At 62.9% G+C, this 22,482-nt stretch carries 23 protein-coding genes; 10 read left to right on the top strand and 13 right to left on the bottom strand.

Features of this window, described 5'->3' with window-relative positions:
- Positions 1-17: 17 nt before the first annotated feature.
- Positions 18-989 (bottom strand): citrulline utilization hydrolase CtlX, encoded by a 972-nt coding sequence (gene ctlX, locus IB267_RS22695; protein WP_192449684.1) that lies wholly within the window; start codon positions 987-989, stop codon positions 18-20.
- A 1-nt stretch (position 990) separates the two neighbouring features.
- Positions 991-2,073 carry an ornithine cyclodeaminase gene (locus IB267_RS22690; RefSeq protein ID WP_246810824.1) on the bottom strand — a complete coding sequence of 361 codons (1,083 nt, stop codon included), beginning with the start codon at positions 2,071-2,073 and terminating at the stop codon, positions 991-993.
- 92 nt (positions 2,074-2,165) lie between these two features.
- On the opposite strand from IB267_RS22690, the gene IB267_RS22685 reads away from it, so the two are divergent.
- The 5 genes from IB267_RS22685 to IB267_RS22665 all read left to right on the top strand — a co-directional run bounded on the left by IB267_RS22685 (position 2,166) and on the right by IB267_RS22665 (position 5,644).
- A complete protein-coding gene (locus IB267_RS22685) occupies positions 2,166-2,591 on the top strand; it encodes an Lrp/AsnC family transcriptional regulator (protein WP_043613515.1) in 426 nt (141 codons plus the stop codon).
- Positions 2,592-2,641: 50 nt separating this feature from the next.
- Positions 2,642-3,163, top strand: a complete 522-nt coding sequence (locus IB267_RS22680; RefSeq protein ID WP_192449682.1) for a hypothetical protein — start codon at positions 2,642-2,644, stop codon at positions 3,161-3,163.
- 106 nt (positions 3,164-3,269) lie between these two features.
- The gene (locus tag IB267_RS33500; RefSeq protein ID WP_371742627.1) at positions 3,270-3,704 is read left to right on the top strand and encodes a GNAT family N-acetyltransferase; all 435 of its coding nucleotides are present in this window, start codon (positions 3,270-3,272) and stop codon (positions 3,702-3,704) included.
- A gap of 69 nt (positions 3,705-3,773) precedes the next feature.
- Positions 3,774-4,169, top strand: coding sequence for a MarR family winged helix-turn-helix transcriptional regulator (locus IB267_RS22670; protein ID WP_192449681.1), 396 nt, complete (start codon positions 3,774-3,776; stop codon positions 4,167-4,169).
- Positions 4,170-4,354: 185 nt separating this feature from the next.
- Positions 4,355-5,644, top strand: coding sequence for an MFS transporter (locus tag IB267_RS22665; protein WP_192449680.1), 1,290 nt, complete (start codon positions 4,355-4,357; stop codon positions 5,642-5,644).
- 18 nt (positions 5,645-5,662) lie between these two features.
- Here the strand turns inward: IB267_RS22665 and IB267_RS22660 are convergent, their stop codons facing one another.
- The 3 genes from IB267_RS22660 to IB267_RS22650 all read right to left on the bottom strand — a co-directional run bounded on the left by IB267_RS22660 (position 5,663) and on the right by IB267_RS22650 (position 8,500).
- Positions 5,663-6,091, bottom strand: coding sequence for an OsmC family protein (locus IB267_RS22660; protein WP_192449679.1), 429 nt, complete (start codon positions 6,089-6,091; stop codon positions 5,663-5,665).
- A gap of 125 nt (positions 6,092-6,216) precedes the next feature.
- On the bottom strand, positions 6,217-7,806 hold the full coding sequence (locus tag IB267_RS22655; protein WP_192450029.1) for an ABC transporter substrate-binding protein: 1,590 nt from the start codon (positions 7,804-7,806) through the stop codon (positions 6,217-6,219).
- A gap of 10 nt (positions 7,807-7,816) precedes the next feature.
- Positions 7,817-8,500 carry a helix-turn-helix domain-containing protein gene (locus IB267_RS22650; RefSeq protein WP_246764847.1) on the bottom strand — a complete coding sequence of 228 codons (684 nt, stop codon included), beginning with the start codon at positions 8,498-8,500 and terminating at the stop codon, positions 7,817-7,819.
- A 212-nt stretch (positions 8,501-8,712) separates the two neighbouring features.
- Between IB267_RS22650 and IB267_RS22645 the strand changes: the two genes are divergently transcribed.
- The 5 genes from IB267_RS22645 (at position 8,713) to IB267_RS22625 (ending at position 12,765) form a co-directional block, all read left to right on the top strand.
- Positions 8,713-9,702, top strand: coding sequence for an ABC transporter permease (locus IB267_RS22645; RefSeq protein ID WP_192450027.1), 990 nt, complete (start codon positions 8,713-8,715; stop codon positions 9,700-9,702).
- A 13-nt stretch (positions 9,703-9,715) separates the two neighbouring features.
- Positions 9,716-10,621: an ABC transporter permease gene (locus IB267_RS22640; protein WP_192449678.1), complete on the top strand. Its 906-nt coding sequence runs from the start codon at positions 9,716-9,718 to the stop codon at positions 10,619-10,621.
- Complete coding sequence (locus IB267_RS22635; RefSeq protein ID WP_192449677.1) at positions 10,621-11,454, top strand: ABC transporter ATP-binding protein; 834 nt, start codon at positions 10,621-10,623, stop codon at positions 11,452-11,454. Before IB267_RS22640 ends, IB267_RS22635 begins: the two co-directional genes overlap by 1 nt.
- On the top strand, positions 11,451-12,191 hold the full coding sequence (locus tag IB267_RS22630) for an ABC transporter ATP-binding protein (RefSeq protein WP_192449676.1): 741 nt from the start codon (positions 11,451-11,453) through the stop codon (positions 12,189-12,191). Before IB267_RS22635 ends, IB267_RS22630 begins: the two co-directional genes overlap by 4 nt.
- 67 nt (positions 12,192-12,258) lie before the next feature.
- Complete coding sequence (locus IB267_RS22625) at positions 12,259-12,765, top strand: GAF domain-containing protein (RefSeq protein ID WP_192449675.1); 507 nt, start codon at positions 12,259-12,261, stop codon at positions 12,763-12,765.
- 42 nt (positions 12,766-12,807) lie between these two features.
- Here IB267_RS22625 and IB267_RS22620 read toward each other — a convergent pair whose 3' ends face one another.
- The 8 genes from IB267_RS22620 to deoC form a co-directional block, all read right to left on the bottom strand.
- The gene (locus IB267_RS22620) at positions 12,808-13,899 is read right to left on the bottom strand and encodes an ABC transporter ATP-binding protein (RefSeq protein WP_192449674.1); all 1,092 of its coding nucleotides are present in this window, start codon (positions 13,897-13,899) and stop codon (positions 12,808-12,810) included.
- An 86-nt stretch (positions 13,900-13,985) separates the two neighbouring features.
- Complete coding sequence (locus tag IB267_RS22615) at positions 13,986-15,440, bottom strand: extracellular solute-binding protein (protein ID WP_192449673.1); 1,455 nt, start codon at positions 15,438-15,440, stop codon at positions 13,986-13,988.
- A gap of 40 nt (positions 15,441-15,480) precedes the next feature.
- Positions 15,481-16,509 (bottom strand): carbohydrate ABC transporter permease, encoded by a 1,029-nt coding sequence (locus IB267_RS22610; protein WP_192449672.1) that lies wholly within the window; start codon positions 16,507-16,509, stop codon positions 15,481-15,483.
- On the bottom strand, positions 16,506-17,381 hold the full coding sequence (locus IB267_RS22605) for a carbohydrate ABC transporter permease (RefSeq protein ID WP_192449671.1): 876 nt from the start codon (positions 17,379-17,381) through the stop codon (positions 16,506-16,508). The genes IB267_RS22610 and IB267_RS22605 overlap by 4 nt, the downstream gene beginning before the upstream one ends.
- The gene (gene rbsK / locus IB267_RS22600) at positions 17,378-18,310 is read right to left on the bottom strand and encodes a ribokinase (RefSeq protein WP_192449670.1); all 933 of its coding nucleotides are present in this window, start codon (positions 18,308-18,310) and stop codon (positions 17,378-17,380) included. The genes IB267_RS22605 and rbsK overlap by 4 nt, the downstream gene beginning before the upstream one ends.
- 103 nt (positions 18,311-18,413) lie before the next feature.
- Positions 18,414-18,866 carry an RbsD/FucU family protein gene (locus IB267_RS22595; RefSeq protein ID WP_192449669.1) on the bottom strand — a complete coding sequence of 151 codons (453 nt, stop codon included), beginning with the start codon at positions 18,864-18,866 and terminating at the stop codon, positions 18,414-18,416.
- Positions 18,867-19,001: 135 nt separating this feature from the next.
- Positions 19,002-21,386, bottom strand: a complete 2,385-nt coding sequence (locus tag IB267_RS22590; RefSeq protein ID WP_192449668.1) for an aldehyde dehydrogenase family protein — start codon at positions 21,384-21,386, stop codon at positions 19,002-19,004.
- A gap of 5 nt (positions 21,387-21,391) precedes the next feature.
- Positions 21,392-22,405, bottom strand: a complete 1,014-nt coding sequence (gene deoC / locus IB267_RS22585; protein ID WP_192449667.1) for a deoxyribose-phosphate aldolase — start codon at positions 22,403-22,405, stop codon at positions 21,392-21,394.
- Positions 22,406-22,482: the final 77 nt, after the last annotated feature.

Raw genomic sequence — 22,482 nt, 5'->3', positions numbered from 1 at the left:
GCTTGGATGAGGTGCTTCTAGCGATCGGACATGGCGGCGTAAAGCGGTTGCTTGTTCACGTTTTCCCGACGAGACAGGTGAATGCCAGCGAGCATGCAGCGCACGGACCCGCCGGCAAGCTCTATGGTCGGAACGTCGAAGGCGAGAACACGCGCCGAGACTTCCAGCGCCTTGATCTGGTCGGCGCGGAGCGAAGCGAGTGCGCGGGCCGACATGACGACGACGCGGCCGTCGGCCCCATCGAGTTCGATGGCATTGCCGGCGAAGTTTTCGATCTGCTCCAGCGTCAGGTCGATGACCTGGCGGCCGGTCTCTTCCAGGCGGGCGCAGATTTCCCGGCGGCGGGCCGCATCCGGGATCATGCTCGTGCCGATCAGCGCAAACTCGGTGCCGATGCACATCAGCACGTTGGTATGGTAGATCGAGTTGCCCTGGCGGTCGATCGCGCCGAAGATCATCGGCTCGAAATTGAAGTGGGTGCAGAAACGTTCCAGCGCCACTTCATTGGTACGGTTGGAGCGGGCGGCATAGGCGACGCGACCGATATGGTCGAGCACCATGGCGCCGGTGCCTTCGAGATAGACACCGTCCTTTTCGAGGCCGGAATAGTCGATCACATCCTGAACGCGGTATTCGTTCTTCAGCATCTCGATGATGTCGGCGCGGCGCTCGCTCTGGCGGCTTTCCGAATACATCGGATAGATCGCGACGTGACCGCCCGAGTGGGTCGAGAACCAGTTGTTCGGGAAGACAGAGTCTGGACGGGTCGTCGTTTCGTCTTCGAAGAGATGGACCGCGACGCCGGCGTCGGCAAGCCCGTCAGCCATGCGGCTGACTTCGTCATAAGCCTCCTTGGCGATTGCAGATGGCTGGCGCGCCGCGTCGGTTGCCTGGAAGGCGTTGTCCTCGGCCGTCATCGGGTTCGGGCCGAAATGGTGCGGACGGATCATCACGACGCCCTTCGGCGCCTGCACGGACAGTCTCTTCATCTTACGCAGCGCTCCGCTCGACGGGGGCCGTCGGCTGCTGCCGGAACAGGCCATAGAGATCGCGCGGATGCTCGGGCTGCGTCGTCAGGTCGAGTTCGGTATAGAACGAGGTGCCCTGGATCTTGTCGCGCAGGAAACGCAGCGCCGAGAAATCTTCGGTGGCAAAGCCGACGGAATCGAAGATGGTGATCTGGGCACTCGAGCGACGGCCTTCGGCCTCGCCGGCAATGACCTGCCAGAGTTCGGTGACCGGGAAGTCCGGCGCCATCTGCTGGATCTCGCCTTCGATACGGGTCTGCTCCGGATATTCGACGAAGACGTCGGCGCGACGCAGGATATCGCCCTGCAGTTCAGTCTTGCCGGGGCAATCGCCACCGACCGCATTGATGTGCACGCCGGCGCCGACCATGTTGTCGGAGAGGATCGTGGCGTTGCGCTTGTCGGCCGTGACGGTCGTGATGATGTCGGCGCCAGCAACGGCTTCTTCCGCCGTGGCTGCGACGACGATGTCGAAGTCCATATCCGCGAGGTTGTTGCAGAACTTGGTCGCCGCTTCGCTGTCGATGTCGAAAACCTGCAGCCGCTTGACGCCGAGAAGCGCACGGAAGGCGAGCGCCTGGAATTCGGACTGGGCGCCGAGACCGATGATCGCCATCGAGCGGGCGTCGGGACGAGCGAGGTACTTCGCAGCCAGCGCCGATGTCGCCGCCGTGCGCAGGCCCGTCATGATCGTCATCTCGGAAACGAGACAGGGGTAACCGGTGCTGACATCGGAGAGAACGCCGAAGGCGGTCACCGTCTGCAGGCCGACATTCGGGTTTTTCGGGTGGCCGTTGACGTATTTGAAGCCGTAATGCTCGCCATCGGAGGTCGGCATCAACTCGATGACGCCCGTCTTCGAGTGGCTCGCAAGCCGCGGGGTTTTCTCGAATGCGTTCCAGCGGCGGAAATCGTCCTCGATATATTCCGCAAGACCCACAAGGAACGTCTCAATGCCGATCGATTTGACCAGCTCGATTACGTTGCCGACACCGACATACTGAACCACGTTTAAAACTCCATCGGAGAAATTCGATGAAGTCAGCGTAGGCTCGCAAGAAGTGAGTTGAAATTTTAAACTTGCGCAAAATTGAAGGGTATATTGAGCAATTTGCGCAATCGTAATATACATCTTTCATGCATATCTTCGATGACCTCGATCACCAGCTCATCTCGCTCCTGCGAGAAGACGGCCGCGCGCCCTACTCCAAGATCGCTGCGGTGCTCGGCATATCGAGGGCGACCGTGCAGACGCGCATCGACCGGCTGCTCGAGAGCGGGGCGGTGCTCGGCTTCACCCTGCGCGTGCGGCAGGATTATGACGATCGCGCCATCCGTGCGATCATGATGATCGAGGTCAGCGGTCGCAACACCACCAAGGTGATCAAATACCTGCGCGGCCTGCCCGAACTCTATGCGCTGCACACCACTAATGGCGGCTGGGATCTGGTCGCCGAAATCCGCGCCAACAGCCTCAGCGATTTCGATCGCATCCTGCGCGAAGTGCGCGACGTCGACGGCGTGTCGAACAGCGAAACGAGCATTCTGCTCAGTACCGTCTAACGCTTATACCCATCATCTGCGCAGCTCGCGCCACCAAGACAGGCATGATCATGAGCCATATCCCCCAGATCGACTACGACACCGCTTCCGACGATATCCGCGCCGCGCATGACGAGGAGGTCCGCGTGCGCGGCCGCATGACCAACATGAAGCGCACGCTTTTGCATTCACCGGTCGCGCACCGCATCTATGCGGAATGGTTCACGTTGCGCGAGGAACTGCGCCCGGCCCTCGACGACAGGGCGATCTGGTTCCTCTCCCATTCCATCTCGGAAGCGATGAAGTCGCCGATCGCCATGGGCTTCTTCCGCCGCGCCTTTGCCAATGCCGGCATCGATTTTCATACCGTCGTGCCGAGCGAAGACGAACAGCGGCTGATCGCCTTCGGGCGCGCGATCGTCGCCGACAGCAATGGCGTTCCGGAGGAAATCTGGACGGGCCTCAAGGCGCGCTACAACGCCAAGGCGCTGGTCGATCTCGTCGCCTTCGCCGGCATCATGGTGGCGACGGCGCTCTTCAACAACGTCGTCGATGTCGAGTTCGACAAGGAACTCGAAGCCTTTGTCGATTGAGACCGAGAAGAACCGCGTGAAGAACGAGACGACGATCAGACGCGCGACCATGGCGGACGCATCAAGCCTTGCGGCGAACAGCCTGGAAGTCTGACTACATACGTACATCAGGGAAGGCGTCAACGCATTCTTTGCCGACTATGCGCTAGAGCAGTTTACCACCGCGCGGTTCGAAGAGATCCTGCGCGACGGCAACGAGACCGTCTGGGTTTCGCAGAACACCGTCGGCATCGATGGCTTCTTGCACATGTCGGCAAATTCACAAGCGCCGGTGGACATCGCCTCCGAGCTGGAAATCACGACGCTCTACGTCCAGCCCCGCCACCATGGTCGCGGCCTCGGGAGAACTCTTCTGAAATCCGGCCTGCAATTCTGCCTGGACGCTGGCCAGCCAAGCACGTGGCTGGCGGTGAACGCTGTAAATGAAAAGGCAACGGCCTTCTACCTCGCGAACGGTTTTGAGAGGGCAGGACAAACCCATTTCATCATCGGCGACCAGGCTTATCCCAACCACGTTCTTCAGCTTCGCTTGAACCGCTGATCGCTCCGAACAGCGCCCTCGCGCCACGGAACGCTTGACGCCGATCATTTGCGTGTATATACACACATCATGTCTCGTTGCTACTGTGCCCTCCTACGCAAAGCCACCCGGCGAGTGACGTCCGTCTATGACGATGCACTTCATCCGATTGGCCTCAACCTTGCTCAGTTCAGCCTGCTTCGGCACATCGCGCGCGATGAACCGATCTCGATGACCGAGCTTGGCCGCAAGATCGAACTCGAGCGATCAACGGTCAGTCGCAACGTCAAGGTGTTGGAGGGAATGGGATTGGCCGCGACGGGAAGCGGAAAGGACCAGCGGGAGGCCATCGTCGAATTGACGGAGAGCGGCCACCGGATACTGGCTGACGCCGCACCGCTCTGGCAGGCCGCCCAGGACAAGATCGAGGCGCGGCTGGGAGCCGACGCCACCGCCCAGCTGGAGGACCTGCTGCTGGCGCTTTAGCGCCTCGTTTCCAGATCAACTTTCCGGTCGCAGTCTGCGACTTGTGGCCAGGATAATCCAGGCAGCCCGCGCTGCCCGGAACCGGAAGAATACTGCCAACCAACGGTTCAATCTGCGACCTGCGCTCCCAACCGCCCGCGCAGCGCTGTCGCATGCCCGAAAACATAGACAGAAGGAAATCGACGATGCTCGGTCCGGCGCTTGCGCGTTATCTTGCCAGACGCAATATCCATTACGGCTGGGCTGTCGCCGCCGTCACCTTTCTGGTCATGCTGTCAACCGCCGGCGCCATGGGCTCGGCCGGCGTACTGATCAAGCCGCTCGAGACTGAATTCGGCTGGACCAATGCGCAAATCTCGCTGGCGCTCGCCATCCGGCTTTGCCTCTTCGGCCTGCTCGGTCCGTTCGCTGCATCCTTCATGAACCATTTCGGCGTGCGCCCGGTCGTTTCAACCGCGCTGATCCTCATCGTCTCCGGCATCGCCGCCTCCTTCTACATGACAGAACTCTGGCACCTGGTCGCTATATGGGGCGTGGTGCTCGGCGTCGGCACCGGCATGACCGCGCTGGTGCTTGGGGCCACGGTCGCGACGCGCTGGTTCGACAAGCGACGCGGGCTCGTCGTCGGGCTGATGACCGCCAGCAACGCCACTGGGCAACTGGTCTTCCTGCCGCTCCTTGCATCCCTCACCGAAACGATCGGCTGGCGCTCGGCGCTGACGCTGATCATCGTCATCCTGCTTGCGGCCTTCACGCTGGTCCTGCTTTTCATGCAGGATCGCCCTGGCGACCTCGGCCTTTCGCCCTTCGGCTCGAAGCAGATGGCTCCGGAGCCGCCAAAGGCTAAGAGCTTCGGGGAACTGCTGATCGCACCGATCCGGGCGCTCGTCGACGCCGCCAGGACCAACACCTTCTGGGTGCTATTTGCTACCTTCTTCGTCTGCGGCTTCAGCACCAACGGGCTCATCCAGACCCACTGGGTTTCAATCTGCGGCGATGTCGGTATTGCCCCCGTTGCCGCGGCCAGCCTGCTGGCACTGATCGGCGTGTTCGACCTGATCGGCACCATCGGCTCCGGCTGGCTGTCGGATCGTTACGACAACCGCTGGCTGCTCTTCTGGTTCTATGGTCTGCGCGGCCTGTCGCTGATGTTCCTGCCGTTCAGCGGCTTCAACATCTACACGCTGTCGATCTTTGCGATCTTCTACGGCCTGGATTGGGTCGCCACGGTTCCACCGACCGTGAAGCTCTCGGCCGAACGCTTCGGACCGGAGCGCGCTGCCCTTGTCTTCGGCTGGGTTTTCACCGGCCATCAGCTGGGAGCCGCCAGCGCGACCTTTCTCGCCGGCGCCAGCCGGACGTCGCTGGAGACCTATACGCCGGCCTTGATCGCGGCCGGCATGCTCTGCATCGTCGCGGCCCTCTTGGTGTTGACCATTGGCCGGCGCCAACCGGAGGCGCCCTTTTTGTTATAGATCTGGAGACCCCGAAGATCAGTGGCCAAACGTCGTGACGAATTCCGGATTGCCGCGAATCGTGTTGCTGACGGTACAGATTTCGTTTTCGGCCGCTTCCGCAATCGCATGGCGGACCGTGTCGTCGAAATCACCCTTGATATCGAAGACGATATTGAACTTCGCCACACGGGAGGGCTCGTCATAGGCCTTCTCGCCGGTCACCTTGGCGCTCACTTCCGTCAGCCGATCGAGCACGCCAAATCGGCTGGCGGCAATGCGGGCGCTTAGCACCAGGCAGCTTGCGAGCGACGCATAGAGCAGGTCGAGCGGGCCGTAGCCGGCCTGCGACGGGCCGGTGACGATATCGAGTTCGCCGCCGGTCACCGACGTCACATGCGGAAAGCCGCTCTTGCCGACGACCGCCGTCGCACCGGTTTCCCGCGTTCTCACCTTCACATCCGCCATTTCGCAAACCTTCCCAGAACTTGATCAAACCAATCGGTAGAAACACGTCGCCCCGGGCCGGGAGGCCCAGGGCGTTTTGATATGTGCGCCTTTTTCTCATGGGCGCAAGGGCGATCGGTGGCCGATCAGTTCTTCTTCACCAGGCGGTAGAAGACGAAGTCGGAGGTGGCGCCGTTGACGTAGCCTTCGACCTTGTCCTTCATCGCGACCTGGGTCGCGGCCTGGAACATGATCACGATCGGCGATTTTTCCTGCACCTTGCGCTGCAGGTCGACGTAAAGCGCGTCGCGCTTGGCGGGATCGGCTTCCTTGAGGGCTGCCTTGGTCGCATCGTTGAGTTCGGTCGGAACCGCCCAGCCGTTACGCCAGGTGGTCGTCGACTGGTACTTGTCGTCGGCATTGTCTTCGTTATAGGCAAACGCCTTGGCGTTCGAATGAGGGTCCATGAAATCCGGGCCCCAATAGAGCAGCATGGCTTCATGCGTGCGGGCACGGTACTTGGTGATGACCTGGCTGCCTGTGCCCGGGACGATTTCGAAGTTGATACCGGCTTCGGCAAACGAGGCCTGCAGCGACTGCGCCATGTCGGTGAACGGCGTCGAGTTGATGACGTCGAGCGTCACCTTGATCGGCGTCTTGATGCCGGCGTCGGCGAGGATCTTCTTCGCCTTTTCGACGTCATAGCTGTAGGGCGTCTCATCGAGCGAACCCGGGAAGCCCTTCGGCCAGAAGGCCTGGTGAACATCCATCTGGCCCTTGAGGAAGCTGTCGGTCATGCCCTTGTAGTCGACGAGATAGCGGGCGGCTTCCCAGACGGCCGGCGGCTGCAGGGCTGCGTCCTTCTGGTTGAACGACAGGAAGTGCACGGCGGCCTGCGGGTAGGATTCGACCTTTACGCCGTCCTTGCCTTCGAGACCCGACACTTGGTCCGGCGTCAGGTTCTTCGCCATGTCGACGTCGCCGGTCTGCAGCATTAGCTGCTGCGTCGCGGCTTCGGCCACGTGGCGGATGATGACGCCCTTGATTGCCGGAGCGCCGCCGAAGTAGTTCGGGTTGCTGGCAAGGTTCAAGAGTTCGCCGGCGCGGAAGGCCTTAAGAACGAACGGACCGGAACCAGCCGAATTGGCCTTCAGCCAGGCATTGCCGAAGTCGCCGTCGGCCTCGTTGGCCTTGACGGTTTCCGCGTCGACGACCGAAGCCGGGCGGGCGGCGAGAACGTTGAGAACGAAGGCCGACGAGAAGTCGCCTTCGTACTTGATCGTGACCTTGTTGCCGTCGGCGGTCACCATCTTGTCGATGTTCTCAGGTGTCCAGCCGAGCTGCGTCAGGATGAAGGCCGGCGCCTTGTTGAGAACGACGACGCGCTTGAAGGAGTAGACGACGTCTTCGCCGCGCAACGGGTTGCCCGAAGAGAAGGTGACGCCATCACGCAGCGTGAAGGTGATCGTCTTTGCCGCATCGTCGGCCGTCCATTCGGAGGCCAGACCCGGCGCCAGCTTCTTCACGTCGGGCGCATCGTACTGCACCAGGCGGTCATAGGTCTGGGTGACGTATTCGCCCGAGGAGAATTCATAGGCCTCGGCCGGATCGATGCTGACGATGTCGTCGATATTCTGGGCGACGACCAGCACATCCGCTGGCGTTTCGGCGAGTGCGGCCGGCGCCACGCTCATCATCAGGGACGCCGCGAAGACCGCGGCCTTGAACATTCTCATCATCATTCTCCTATTTTCGATGAGGCTTGGTTTTTGTCGGTGCCGGCTTCAGCGCCGATTGCGGCGTGCCGGTCTCGTTGAATTGGGAAGCGCGCAGGCGGAAGAGCGGCAACGTGCCGGTCCAGATCAGCCGCACCGGCCTGTCGGTCTTGTTCCACCAGTAATGCGGCTGGATGCCGCGAAAATGCAGACCGTCTCCGGGCGAAAGCACGGTGTCGTCGCCGTCGAGCCCGAACAGGATTTCGCCTTCGAGCATGTAGACGAGCTCTTCGCCCTCGTGGCTGAAGACCTCGGACCGATGCCCCGGCGGAATGGTGATGACAAAGCTCGACAGCTGGTTGCCGGCAAAATCCGCACCGATGCGCTCATAGGAAACCGGCGAACCGCCGACCGAAAACACCATGCGGCCTTCGGCACGCGAGAGGCCGGTATCGATCGCCGGCGCCAGGATGAAATGGTTGAGTTCGGCGCCGAGCCCTTGGGCTATTTGCGCCAGGGTGCCGAGTGACGGCATGGCGAGATCGCGCTCGATCTGGCTGAGATAGCCGACCGAAACGCCGGCCGCATCGCTGAGCGCCTGCAATGTCATATGCATCTGCCGGCGGCGCGCACGCACCAGCGCGCCCACCTTCGGCTGCCCTGCCCCGGCCGATTTGCCCGAAGCGGCTTGCGTATCCTCAGACGGATCGCTCACAGCGGTTATTCCTCCCGTTTCCGTCCAGTAAAATTTTTTTGATTTAAGCAAACTTATTTATATACTCCAAGCGAATTTTTGCGGTATCGACAATTCAGACCGCAAGCGAAGAGGGATGGAATCGCCACGTGGCAAACAACAGCACCACAGCAGCAGCGCCTGTACGACGCGCCGCTCGGCCCAGCCGGGCACGCCAGCGCCTTTTCTCGTTCATGGGCTTCCTGGTTACGCTTGCGATAACCTTCCTTGGCCTGCTTGCCATCACCTTTTTCATCGGCCGCATTGTCCCGATCGACCCGATCCTGGCCGTCGTCGGCGACCGCGCGCCCGTTGCCGTCTATGAGCGCGTCCGCCAGGAAATGGGCCTCGACCAGCCGCTGATCACCCAGTTCGTCAGCTATGTCGGCGATGTCGCCACGGGCAATTTCGGCACCTCTGTTTCGACCGGTAAACCTGTCATCGAGGACCTCGCCCGCGTCTTCCCGGCGACGCTCGAAATGGCGACGCTCGGCATCATCCTGGGCGTCTTGATCGGCGTGCCGCTCGGTGTGTTTGCCGCCGCCCGCCGCGGCTCCTGGCTCGATCAGGGCATCCGCGTCATCGGTCTGCTCGGTTATTCGGTGCCTGCCTTCTGGCTCGGTCTCGTCGGCCTGGCGATTTTCTACGCGAAGCTGAAATGGGTCGGCGGGCCCGGCCGTGTCGACATCTTTTACGACGGCATGGTGTCGCCCGTGACCGGCCTGATCCTCGTCGACAGCATCATTGCCGGCGAATGGGAGATCTTCCGCAACGCCGTCTGGCACCTGATCCTGCCGGCCTCCTGCCTCGGTTTCTTCTCGCTCGCCTATATCGCCCGTATGACGCGGTCCTTCATGCTCGACCAGCTGAGCCAGGAGTATGTGACGACCGCCCGCGTCAAGGGCGTGCCGGAGCGCCTGGTCATCTGGCGCCATGCCTTCCGGCCGGTCCGCGTGCCGTTGATCACGGTCATCGGGCTTTCCTATGCCGGCCTGCTTGAAGGCTCCGTGATGATCGAGACGATCTTCTCCTGGCCCGGCATCGGCAACTACCTGACCGTCGCTCTGCTCAACGCCGACATGTCGGCCGTGCTCGGCTCGACCCTCGTCATCGGCGCGGTCTTCATCGGCATCAACAAGATTTCGGACGTGCTCTACCGCGTGCTCGATCCGCGTGCACGCTAAGGGAGGAGCGACCATGACTGCACTTCGTGAATGGCTGATAGACGACAGCCCCGCTTCGCCGATGCAGGCGCGCCTCGGGCGCTTCTACCGCATCTTCGGCGCGCTGATGCGCAATCCGCTGGCTGTCGTCGGCGCCGTCATCATCCTCGTTCTGGTGCTGAGCGCGCTCTTTGCCCCGTGGCTTGCCACCCATGACCCGCTGCGCCAATCGCTCGGCGAACGGCTGCTGCCACCGAGTGCGGCCCACTGGATGGGAACCGACGAGCTTGGCCGCGACATCTGGTCCCGTGTCGTCTACGGTTCACGCATCACGCTCGCCATCGTCACGCTGGTCGCCGTGCTCGCTGCACCCGCCGGCCTGGTGATCGGCGTTGCCGCCGGCTACTTCGGCGGCTGGGTCGACCGTATCCTGATGGGCATCACCGACATCTTCCTGTCGCTGCCGAAGCTCATCCTGGCGCTCGCCTTCGTCGCAGCCCTCGGCCCCGGCATCGAGAACGCGATCATCGCCATCGCGATCACCTCCTGGCCCGGCTACGCCCGTGTCGCCCGCGCCGAGACGCTGACCTTCAAGAACTCCGAGTTCATCTCGGCCGTGCGCCTGCTCGGCGCCTCCAGCCTGCGCGTCAATCTCGGCCATGTACTGCCGCTCTGCACCTCCTCGATGATCGTGCGCGTCACGCTCGACATGGCCGGCATCATCCTGACCGCCGCCGGTCTTGGCTTCATCGGACTTGGCGCCCAGCCGCCGCTTCCCGAATGGGGGGCGATGATCTCACGCGGTCGCTCCTTCATTCTCGATCAGTGGTGGGTCGCGACCATGCCGGGTTTTGCCATCATTCTCGTCAGTCTCGGCTTCTGCTTCCTGGGCGACGGCCTGCGTGACGTGCTCGACCCGAAGAGCGGGGAGCAACGCTGATGAGCAATCTCCTCGAAGTTGAAAACCTGCGCGTTACCTTCCCCACACCTCGCGGCGATCTTGAGGTGGTGCGCGGCATCTCCTTCACCCTCGGCCGCGAGCGCCTCGGCATCGTCGGTGAGAGCGGCTCGGGCAAGTCGATGACTGGCCGCTCCATCCTGCAGCTGATCCGCGCGCCGGGTCGGGTCACCGCCGACAAGCTCGTCTTCGATGGCATTGACCTTCTGAAGCAGTCCGAGAGACAGATGCGCGCCATCCGCGGCGCCCGCATCTCCATGGTGATGCAGGATCCGAAGTTCTCGCTGAACCCGGTGATGACCATCGGCGAGCAGATAGCTGAGGCGCTGCTGACGCACCAGAAGCTGCCGCGCCGCGAGGTCAGCAACCGCGTGCTCGCCATGCTCGAATCGGTGCGCATCGCCGATCCGGAGCGCGTCGCCAAGCTCTATCCGCACGAAGTCTCCGGCGGCATGGGCCAGCGCGTGATGATTGCGATGATGCTGATCCCCGAGCCGGATCTGCTGATCGCCGACGAACCGACCTCGGCGCTTGACGTCTCCGTTCAGGCGCAGGTGCTCGACATCATCGACGAACTGGTGAAGCGCAAGGGCATGGGGCTGATCTTCATCAGCCACGACCTAAACCTCGTCTCCAGCTATTGCGACCGCATCCTGGTGATGAACACCGGCGAGGTGGTCGAGGAATGCAAGGCCGGCGAACTGATGGCGGCAAAGCATCCCTACACGCGCGGGCTGATCGCCTCGATCCCTCGCCTTGATGAAACACGGGACGAGCTGCCGGTGCTCGACCGCAGCGCATGGGCCAAGGCATGACCGCGCTTTCTCTGAAAAACCTCGACATCTCCTATGGCGACGTGCAGATCACCCACGACGTCAATCTCGACATTGCCGATGGCGAGAGCTTCGCGCTTGTCGGCGAAAGCGGCTCGGGAAAGTCGACGGTGCTGAAAGCGATCGCAGGTCTCGCGCCGGAGTGGACCGGCGAGATCACCGTGCTCGGCGCACCGCGCGGCCACGGCATAGACCGCGCCTTCTCGCGCCAGTGCCAGATGGTGTTCCAGGATCCCTACGGCTCGCTGCACCCGCGCAAGACGGTCGATGCGACGCTCGGCGAAGCGCTGACGATCCACGGGATCGGCGACCGCAGCGCGCGCATCGAAGAGGTCATGACCTCGGTCGGCCTCGACCGCAAATTCCGCTTCCGCTTCCCGCACCAACTCTCGGGCGGCCAGCGCCAGCGCGTCGCGATTGCCCGTGCATTGATGCTGAAGCCGAAGGTGCTTTTGCTCGACGAGCCGACCTCGGCGCTCGACGTCTCGGTCCAGGCCGAAATCCTCAACCTGTTGAAGCGCCTCAGGCGCGAACAGAACCTCACCTTCCTGATGGTCACCCACAACTTGGCCGTCGTCTCCTTCCTCTGCGATCGCCTGGCCGTCATGCGCCAGGGCCGGATCGTCGAGATTGCCGATGTCGCCGATCTCAAGCGCGGCGACCTCAAGGATCCCTATTCGCGTGAACTGATGCAGATCAGCGCCGCGCATGCCAACTAGGATGGGACAACAGGACGATTTCTCGTCCGTCCCCTTCTAAGATATCGAGTAACCCCAAGGACATAGCATGAACAGTGAACAGATCGCTGCCGCGCTGGCGGAATTCGACGCGGCGATTGCCAAAGCCACCGATGCCGATACGGTATGGACCGCATTGCAGACGCTTAGCCGCCAGGTGATCGGCGCCAAGCTCTTCACCATCATGACCGTCGACATGGTCAATGAAGTCGCCCGCCGAGCCTATACCTCGCATCCCGAGGAGTATCCGACCTCGGGCACCAAGCCGATCCGCTACGACAGCTGGTTCGACATCGTGCACAAGGCGCACCAGACCTTCGTCGCCAACACCATCGTCGACATCTCGAAGGTCTTCGGCGACCACGAAACCATCTGGTCGCTCGGCTGCGGCTCGGTCGCCAACATCCCGGTCGTCGTCGGCGGCGAACTACTCGGCACCGTCAACTGCCTCGACGTCGAGCACCACTACACGCCCGAGCGTGTGGCACTCTCCAAGCATCTGGAACTGCCTGCCAAGCTCGCCTTCCTCGCCGCAGCACGCGCCGAGAAGAAGTAAGACAGCAGGCCGGAGGCGTCATCGCCTTCGGCCATTTCCCGGTCAGCGACCGATCGCCCCACCGGTATCCTTCAGGAAAAAGTGCATCTTCTCCGCCTCGATCGGCACCGCGATCTGGTCTTCGGGGCCTATACGTGACGCCGCGTGAACCTGCGCTGTGAAGGCTGCGGGCCCCACCCGGCCGAGCGCCAGCGTATGCGGGCCGAGTGGTTCGATGTCGCGAACGGTCAGCCTGACTGTCGGCGCATTGGCGTCCGTCGCCATCGTATGTTCCGGCCGGATGCCGAGCACGACGGCCTTGCCAACGTATGCACCGAGCTTTTCGGCACGGCTTTCCGGGATAGCAACCGCCACATCGCCATCCGCTATAAACTGCATCCCGCCATCGCCGCGTTCCAGCCGCCCCTCGAGGAAATTCATGCTTGGCGCGCCAATGAAGGCGGCGACGAAAAGATTGGCCGGCGCTTCGTAAAGCGTGATGGGATCCGCCGCCTGCTCGATACGGCCCTGGTTCATGACGACGACGCGGTCGGCCATGGTCATGGCTTCCACCTGGTCGTGGGTCACGTAAACGGCAGTCGTCTGAAGACGGCGGTGCAAGAGCTTGATTTCCGTGCGCATTTCGATGCGCAGCTTGGCATCGAGATTGGACAACGGCTCGTCGAAGAGGAACACATCCGGTTGGCGCACAATCGCCCGGCCGATCGCCACGCGCTGGCGCTGGCCGCCGGAAAGCGCGCTCGGCTTGCGATCGAGATAGGCGCCGAGATTGAGGATGCGCGCAGCATCCGTCACCGCCTTGTCGATCTCCGCCTTCGGCGTCCCGCGCACCTTCATGCCGTAGCCGATGTTCTCGGCGACCGTCATGTGCGGATAGAGCGCGTAGTTCTGAAACACCATGGAGCAGTTGCGCAGGCCTGGCCTAAGGTCTGTCACGTCGCGGTCGCCGATCCGGATCGAACCCGAGGTCGCCGTCTCAAGGCCGGCTATCATCCGGAGCGTCGTCGTCTTGCCGCAGCCGGAAGGACCGACAAGCACCACGAACTCGCGGTCGGCAATGTCGAGATCGAGCGGCGGGATGACGGTGACGCTCCCGAAGGACTTGGTGATCTGCTGCAATCGGACCTGTGACATGCTGTAGCCTCTGATGCTGGCGGTGCCCGGTCTCGTCCGGGAAAATTGGAGCCCGCCCCGATCGTCTCGGGGCGGGCGCGGTCCTGTTACTGCTTCGGCAGGCCCATCGACGCACGATAGGCGGCGAGCTGCTTGTCGCGGCCGAACTCGTCGGTCAGCTTGTTCCACTGTTCCGCGACGCTATCGAGCGCCTGCTGCGGCGTCACTTCGCCGGCAAGCGCCTTGGAAAGCTCGATCTCCAGCACTTCGGTGTAGGAGAAGTAGCCGGGCAGGCGCATGTCGAGCGCGATGTTCTTGGCGGTCACCGCCTCTTTCTGCGCACCGAGATACTCCTTCGCTTCACGCTCCGAGAAAATCTTCGACCAGAGATCGAGATTGGTCGTGTGCGAGATGCGATAGGGGTTCACACCGGTGCCGCCGGTGATCGCCGCCTGGCCGGAAACGGCCGGGCTCGTCAGGTACTGGATGTAGTTCCAGGCCGCTTCCTGCTTGGTCGAGGTCGCAGGCACTGCCGCCTGCCAGCCGCCGAAGGCCATGAACGAGGTCTGGACGACATGGTCGAACTTGTCCCACTTCTTGGTCTTGTAGTTCCAGATCTCGTCCGATCCCGGCAGCGGTGCCGAGCCGACATTGCCGGCGACCTTCGATTGCTTCGGGTCGGCGCCGATGACACCGGTGTCACCCCAGCCGATCGATTCCGCCACCTGGCCACCGGCAAAGGCAGCGTTGACTTCTCCGAAGGAGAAGTTCAGCGCGTTCGGCGGCGCAAGCTTGGAGGCGCGGATATATTCCTCCAGACCGCGAACCCAACCGGGATTGTTGACTTGCGCGTCCATCGTCTCGGGATTGAAGAACATGGCGCCGGGGTTGTCCGGATGGCTGGTGTAGCCGGCCACGTGGCTGAACAGGAACCAGAACTGCTGGCCGCCACGACGGAAGGCCTCGGCCGTGCCCCAGAGGTTGTTGGCCGGCTGATTGAAGTATTCGGCAATGTCGAGATACTGCTTCCAGGTCTTCGGCGGCGCCAGATCGTAGCCGTATTTCGCCTTGAAGGCCTTCTGGTTGTCGGCGTTTTCGAAGAGATCGATACGGTAGCTATAGGTATGGGCGTCGCCGTCCATCGTCTGCGACAGGACCTTGCCGTTCCAGACCATCAACTGCTCGCGGTAGACGGGGGCGATGTCGTCCCAGTCGGCGCCCTTCTGCATATCCGCCGGCATTTCCGACAGGAAGTCGGTAAAGTCGGGCGCCCAGGCCGGTGCAAAGGCGATCACGTCGAAGGCGTCTTCGCCCGAGGTGAGCGAGGTCACGATCTTCGGATAGAGTTCCGACCACGGGAACTCGACGACCTTGACTTTGCCGCAGGTCTTTTCTTCCCAGCCCTTGGCCGCAAGCTGCAGCGCCGAGGCGATGTAAGGACCGGTCTGTGTGGTCGCCGTCAGTTCGACGCCGGTGTAATCCGGATCGCAGGCCAGCGCCGCTCCCGCGTTCCCCAACGCAAGCGCGGCGAGAGATGCAGATGCCAGTAGCAATTTCCTCATTCTATCCTCCTGTTGAATGAATTCATGCCAAAGCGGTTGATTACTTGATCGCTCCAAGAAGCAGGCCGGAGCGCATGAGCCGGCTCAAAAGCCCGGCCATGACCATCATCGGAATGATGGCAACGAGAGCGGCAGCGGAAATTGCCCACCATTCGTCGCCGCGCTGGCTGTTCTGGCCGGCAACGAGAATGGGTAGCGTCTGCCATTTGGAATTGGTCAGGAACAGCGCGAACAGGAACTCGTTCCAGACGAAGGCGAGCGTGATCATGAAGGTGGCGATCAGCCCCGGCTTCGACATCGGCAGAACTATGCCGAAGAAGATCCGCCAAGACGGCACGTTGTCGACCATCGCCGCCTCCTCGACTTCGACCGGAAGCGCCTCGAAGAAGTCGCGCATCAGCCAGATCACGATCGGCAGGGAGAAGGCGATATAGGCGAAGGTGAGGCCGATGTAGCTGTCGACCAGCTTGAAGCCGAGTTTGCCCATCTCCGTGTACATCAGGTAGAGCGCGAAGGCCGCGACGATCGGCGGGAACATGCGCTGGCTGACGAACCAGAAGACGATGTCGTTGTTGCCGAGTTCCGGGCCCGGCAGGCGAAAGCGGCTCGAGATCACCGCAAGCGCAAGTGCCGCGACGAAGGCATAGACCAGCGAGATCCCCTGGCCGTAGCCAAGCACATGGCGACCGAGCAGGAAGCCACCGAAGGCAATCACCACGAAGATTAGTGCCGAGAGCAGCCGGAAGCGGAAGGTGAAGCGCACCAGCGCATAGGCCGCCATCGCGCCAATGAAGGTCGCGGCAACCGAGGCCGACAGCCCGATGATCGTCGAGGCCCAAAAGGTGCTGAAGAACTGGCCGCGCTGGCCCGACAGGAGCTCGCTCCAGGCCGTCAGGCTCGGCTCAAAATCGACGAACGGCAGATAGGTCGGGCCGCCGACGACGGCGATCGGCGTCTTGAACGAGGTGATCAGCACCCAGTAGAGCGGAAAGAAGGTGATGGCGAGCCAGACGAGGCAGCCGCCGAGCGCCAGCCAGCGCCGTTTTCCCTTGAGAGTGCGCACGCTCATTTGTGCTTCTCCAGATAGGGCTTGAGGATGGCCAGATAGACAAGACCGATCACGGTGATGACGATCAGGAACAGGAAGGAAAGCGCCGAGGTGTAGCCAAGATTGAACTTCTTGAAGCCCTCCTGGTAGGCAAAGAGCGTCAGCGTCTCGGTCGAGATCCCGGGGCCGCCGCCGGTCATGACGAAGACCGTGTCGATGATCTTGTAGCTTTCGATTAGCCGGATGAAGACGACGGCGACCGAGATCGGCAACAGCATCGGGAAGGTGATGTCGCGGAACTGCTGCCACGGCGTGGCGTTCTCGAGAGCCGCCGCCTCATAGACATCGTCAGGCAGCGTCTGCAGTCCGGCGAGCAGCATCAGGATGACAAAGGGCGTCCACTGCCAGACCTCGACCGCGATGATCGAGCCGAGCGCCCAACTGGTCTGGGTGAGAAAGGGCAGATTGGGGAAGCCGATTGCCGTCATCAGCTCGTTGAGCGGGCCCATCGTCGGGTTCAGCACCTGGCGGGCGATCAGCGCGACGGCGACCGGCGCCACCAGCATCGGCAGCAGGAAGCTGACGCGGAAGATGCCCTCGCCCGGCACCTTTGAGTTCAGCGCCAGCGCCACCGAAAGACCGATGACATATTGCAGCCCGACCGAGATGAAGGCGATCAGCGTCGTCGTGCCCGCCACATGCCAGAAGCGCGGGTTCTGCAAGAGGTCGAGGTAGTTGCCGAAGCCGACGAAACGGGCCGGCGTCGGCGGCACGAGCCGCATGCTCATAAAGCTCGTCGTCAGCGAATAGACGAGCGGGAAGATCGAGATCATCAGGACGATGATCAGGGCCGGCCAGATGAAGAAGTGCTTGATCGGGTCGTTGCGCGTCATGCGGCCGGACCTCTGGCAAGCAGCGCCTCGATCTCTGCCAGCGTCGGCATGGCGGGTGCGGTGCCGCGGCGGGTGACCGCGATGCCGGCCGTGGCGCAGCCGAAGCGGACCGCGTCGACCGGAGCAAGGCCACGCGCCAGTGCAGCGGAGAAGCCGCCGACAAACGCGTCCCCTGCCCCGGTCGTGTCGATCACCGGTCCGCTGGCGATCGCCGGAACGAGCACCGACTGCTCGTGGTTGTGATAGAGCACGCCGCGTTCGCCGAGCGTGATCAGCGCCGTCTTCGCGCCCTTCTTCAGGATGGCGTCACCGGCACGCCGAATGTCGTCCTCGGAAGAAAGCGCAAAGCCGACGATGGCTGGGGCTTCCGTCTCGTTCGGCACGAGGTAATCGCAGAGCGGATAGATCGCATCCGCGAAGGCTTCGGCAGGCGCCGGGTTGAAGACGGTGATGACGCCGGCCGCATGGGCGATTTCGAGCGCACGCTGCGCGGCGGCAACCGGCTGTTCGAGCTGGGTCACGAAGATGCGCGAGCCCTCGATCGTCTCGCGCGCGGCTTCGACATCATCGACCCCGATCGAGCCGGCGGCACCGGGATAGACGATGATCGCATTCTCGCCGTTCTGGTCGTTGACGTAGATGAAGGCCGCTCCCGTCGGCAGGTCGTCCATCTCGACGATCTGCGGCGTCACGCCGGCCTCCGCATAGGTGCGGAGCGCCATCTCACCGAAGGTGTCGCGGCCGAGCTTGGAGATGAAGGAGACGGGACTTCCTGCCCGAGCGCAGGCAACCGCCTGGTTGGAGCCCTTGCCGCCCGGCCCGACGGAGAAGCCGCTGCCGGTGATCGTTTCACCGACAACCGGCATGCGCCGCGCCAGATAGGCCGTGTCGGCCACGAAGATACCCAGGATCGAAACACCAACCTTCATTCAAGCCTCCCCCTGCGACCGCACCGGTATCAGACGGTGTGCCCAGGCAATCTCTCGCGATTTCAATCAGTCGTCGGCGCCGCGCAAACCGCGCAGCGGATCGTCAGGTCTTCGGCGGTATGACGCCCTTGGTGAAGAGGAAGCAGCCGTAGAAGCGCGTCTCTCCCGTCGTGATGACGCAATAGGCTTTCTTCGCTTCCTCGTAGAACTTGAAGCGTTCGATGCCGTACATCGGCGCCGATCTGCCTTCGGCGCGATCGATCGCGGCCTGGACTTCCTGCTGCACCGGTAGCACTTCGTCGGGCGCACCCATCACCTCCATGCGGCCGGCCGAGGGCTGCAGCGGCGTATCGAGTGGCAGCACCGAAAGCACCGCCTCGACAGCGCGCGCGGCCGAGACATTGTCGATACGCAAAAGCGTGCCGAGCGTGGTCTTGCGGGCAATGGCGTCGGACGGGAAATTGGTGTCGGAGATGACCAGCGTGTCGCCGTGTCCCATGGACCTCAGCGCGTGCAGCACGTCGGCATTCAGCGCCGGATCGATATTCTTCAGCATACAATTCTCCTCCTGGCGCGCTCCGGTTTCCGTGGCGCGCAATGCATTCCCCTTACAGGTGAACGCGTCTCCCTAACTGTTCACGTTCCTCCACCGCGCGGACCGGCTCCCCCCGCCCCGCACGTGGCTGGCCCCCTACTCGCCGTAGGGGATCCAGATGTTCTTGACGTCCGTCGCGCGGCGCAGATAGGCCGGGCCTTCCGCCGCCTCGCGGTCGAGCCAGTTCGTTGCCTTGCCGTAGTCGACGAAGGTGCGTTTCAGGTTGCCGACCGAGAGCTTCTCGACAAGGGTCGAGAGTTCCACCGAGCCGAAAGCCCAGAGCGCATCCACGTCGTTGTGGCTTGCGAGCGTCTTGGCCAGTTCGATCGTCGAACCGGTGACGATGTTGACGACACCGGCCGGAACGTCGGATGTTTCCAGAACCGTATAGAAATCGGTTGCTGCAAGCGGATGCTGTTCGCTCGGCACGACGACGACGCGGTTGCCGGTGGCGATCAGCGGCGCGACGAGACTGATCATGCCGAGCAGCGGCGCTTCCGGCGGGCAGATCACGCCGACCACGCCGATCGCCTCGGGAATGGCGAGCGCGACGCCGCGAAGCGGCGGCTGATGGATCGCGCCTTCGTACTTGTCGGCCCAGGCGCCGTAGGTGAAGAGGCGCGCAATCGACGCCTCGACTTCGGCCTTAGCGTTGCCGGCAGAGGCACCGGTCATGGCGGCAATACGATGGGCAAACTCGTCAGCACGGCCGCTGAGATTTTCGGCGATGTAGTAAAGGATCTGGGCACGGTTGTGCGTCGTTGCCGAGGACCAGGCGGATGCGGCTCGCGCTGCGACGACCGCGTTGCGGATGTCCTTGCGGTTGCCCTCGCCGACTTCACCGAGCACCTTGCCCTTCGGCGAAAGCACGTTGCGGTTATAGTTGCCATCCGGCCGCGCCTGCTTGCCGCCGATGAAAAGCTTGGCGGTACGGTCGACGTCAGGCATGGCGAAATCGCCGGCGACGGGCTTCAGCACCGGTTCGGCGACGGCGGGACGCAGCTTGCGGCCGAGCCATGCCTTCGGCTTCAGGTATTCGTAGCAGCCCTCACGACCGCCCTCGCGGCCGAAGCCGGATTCGCGCTTGCCGCCGAAACCGGCAGAAGCATCAAAGAGGTTGGTCGCATTGACCCAGACGACGCCGGCGGCGAGCTTGGCCGCGACATGCAGAGCCAGACCGATCGTCTCGCTCCAGACGCTGGCGGCAAGGCCGTAGCGCGTGTGGTTGGCAAGCTGGATCGCCTCTTCCGGGGTGCGGAAAGTCATGGAGACGGCGACGGGGCCGAAGATCTCTTCGGTGGCAACGATCGAGGTCGGCTGTACGCCGGTCAAAAGCGTCGGCGGATAGAAACTTCCGCCCTTCGGCAGTTCAATCTTCGGCTGATGCAGGGCTGCCCCTTCGGCGACACCCCTGGCGACCAGGTCTTCGATCCGCTGCAACTGCACCGGAGCGACGATTGCTGCCATGTCGATGGCCTTGTCGAGCGGATGGCCGACGCGCAGCGTCTGCATGCGGCGCTTCAGCCGCTCGTAAAAGAGCGGCGCCACGCCTTCCTGCACGAGGATGCGCGAGCCGGCGCAGCAGACCTGGCCCTGGTTGAACCATATGGCGTCAACCACGCCTTCGACCGCGCCGTCGATATCGGCGTCGTCAAAGACGATGAACGGCGACTTGCCGCCGAGTTCGAGCGTCAGCGACTTGCCGGTTCCGGCAGTGCGCTCGCGGATGAGGCGGCCGACCTCCGTCGAGCCGGTAAAGGCGATCTTGTCGATGTCCGAGTGCTCGACGATCAGTGCGCCGGTTTCACCTTCGCCGGTGACGACATTGAGCACGCCGGCCGGAAGACCTGCGGCAACCGCGAGTTCGGCAAAGAGCAGCGCCGTCAGCGGCGTGAATTCCGCCGGTTTGAGGATCACGGTGTTGCCGAGCGCCAGCGCCGGAGCCACCTTCCAGGCCAGCATCAGGAACGGGAAGTTCCACGGAATGACCTGACCGACGACGCCGACCGGCAGCTGATCGGCAAACTCGGATTCCTGCAGCTGCGCCCAGCCTGCATGGTGATAGAAGTGGCGAGCGGCGAGCGGCACGTCGATATCGCGGGTCTCGCGGATAGGCTTACCGTTGTCGATCGCCTCGACGACCGCGATCAGGCGCGCGTGGCGCTGGATCATACGGGCGAGCGCATAGAGATGGCGGGCGCGAGCATGGCCCGGCAGCTTTGCCCAGGGGCCTTGCGCCTTGCGGGCAGCGGCAACCGCGTCGTCGACGTCCTTGGCACCGCCGAGCGCGATCTTGGCAAGCAGCTTGCCAGTTGCCGGCTCGTTGGTCTCGAAGGTCTTGCCGGATGCGGAAGCGACGAAGGCGCCATTGATGAAGTGGCCGAACTCGCCTTTGTGGCGCGCCAGCCACTGACGGGCTTCGGTGTCGGCCTCGGGTGCTGGACCATAGGACATTTCGTCAAAATACCTTGCGACAGTCATCGGGATCATCCAATCGGGTGACGGTTGAGGGCCGAGTAGGCGCCGGTAACGTGGTGTTCGAGCTGACGTTCGATATCGGCAAGCAGGCTCGATGCGCCGATGCGGAAGAGATCCGGCTCGAGCCATTCACGGCCAAGCTCGTCCTTCATCAGGAACTGGTAGTTCAAGATGTCCTTGGCGGCCGAGATGCCGCCGGCCGGCTTGTAGCCGACCTTGAGGCCGGTCTGCTCCTGATAGGCGCGGATCATGCGCAGCATGATGAGCGTTACCAGCAGCGTCGCATTGACGCCTTCCTTGCCGGTCGAAGTCTTGATGAAGTCGGCGCCGGCCATCATGCAGACCAGCGACGCGCGCGCGACGTTGCGCAGCGTCTTCAGGTCGCCGGTCGCAAGGATAGCCTTCACATGGGCGTCACCGCAGGCGGCGCGGAAGTCGCGCATCTCGTCATAGAGCGCCTGCCAGTTGCCGGTCAGCACATGCTCGCGGGTGATGACGATATCGATTTCCTTGGCGCCATCGGCAACGGAAGCCTCGATCTCGCGCAACTTGACGTCATGCGGGATAAGACCGGCCGGGAAGCCGGTGGAGACGGCAGCAACGGGGATACCGGACCCATCCAGCGCCTCGACGGCGGTCGAGACGAAACGATGATAGACGCAGACAGCGCCCGTCGTGATGCCACGGCCGCCCATGCCGAGCGCATCGAGCAAATCCTGGCGCACCGGCTGGCGCGCCTTGGCGCAGAGGCGCTTGACGCGCTCCGTCGTATCGTCGCCATTGAGCGTCGTGAGGTCGATGCAGGTGACGGCCTTCAAAAGCCAGGCGGCCTGCGCGTCCTTCTTCACCGTGCGGCGACCGGGCAGCGTCGCAACGCGACGCTCGGCGGCCGACAGGTTGACACGCTGATCCAGCACCCAGCCAAGATCCAGATCGATGCCGTTGTTGCGCGGCCAGTTATGGCCCGCCGCCGGCGAATGCGCGGCCTTCGGCGCGCCAGTTTTCACAGCAAGGTCTTCCAAGCGATGGCTCCTTGAACTCCCTGTCACGACCAGCCGCACTCGAGCACAGCCGCCGAGAACTCATTTTTGTTATTTTT

It is taken from the genome of Ensifer sp. ENS09, from assembly GCF_014852425.1.
Taxonomy (GTDB): Bacteria; Pseudomonadota; Alphaproteobacteria; order Rhizobiales; family Rhizobiaceae; genus Ensifer.
The sequence above is the reverse complement of the archived record's forward strand: the minus strand, read 5'-3'. Positions and strand labels throughout refer to the sequence as shown.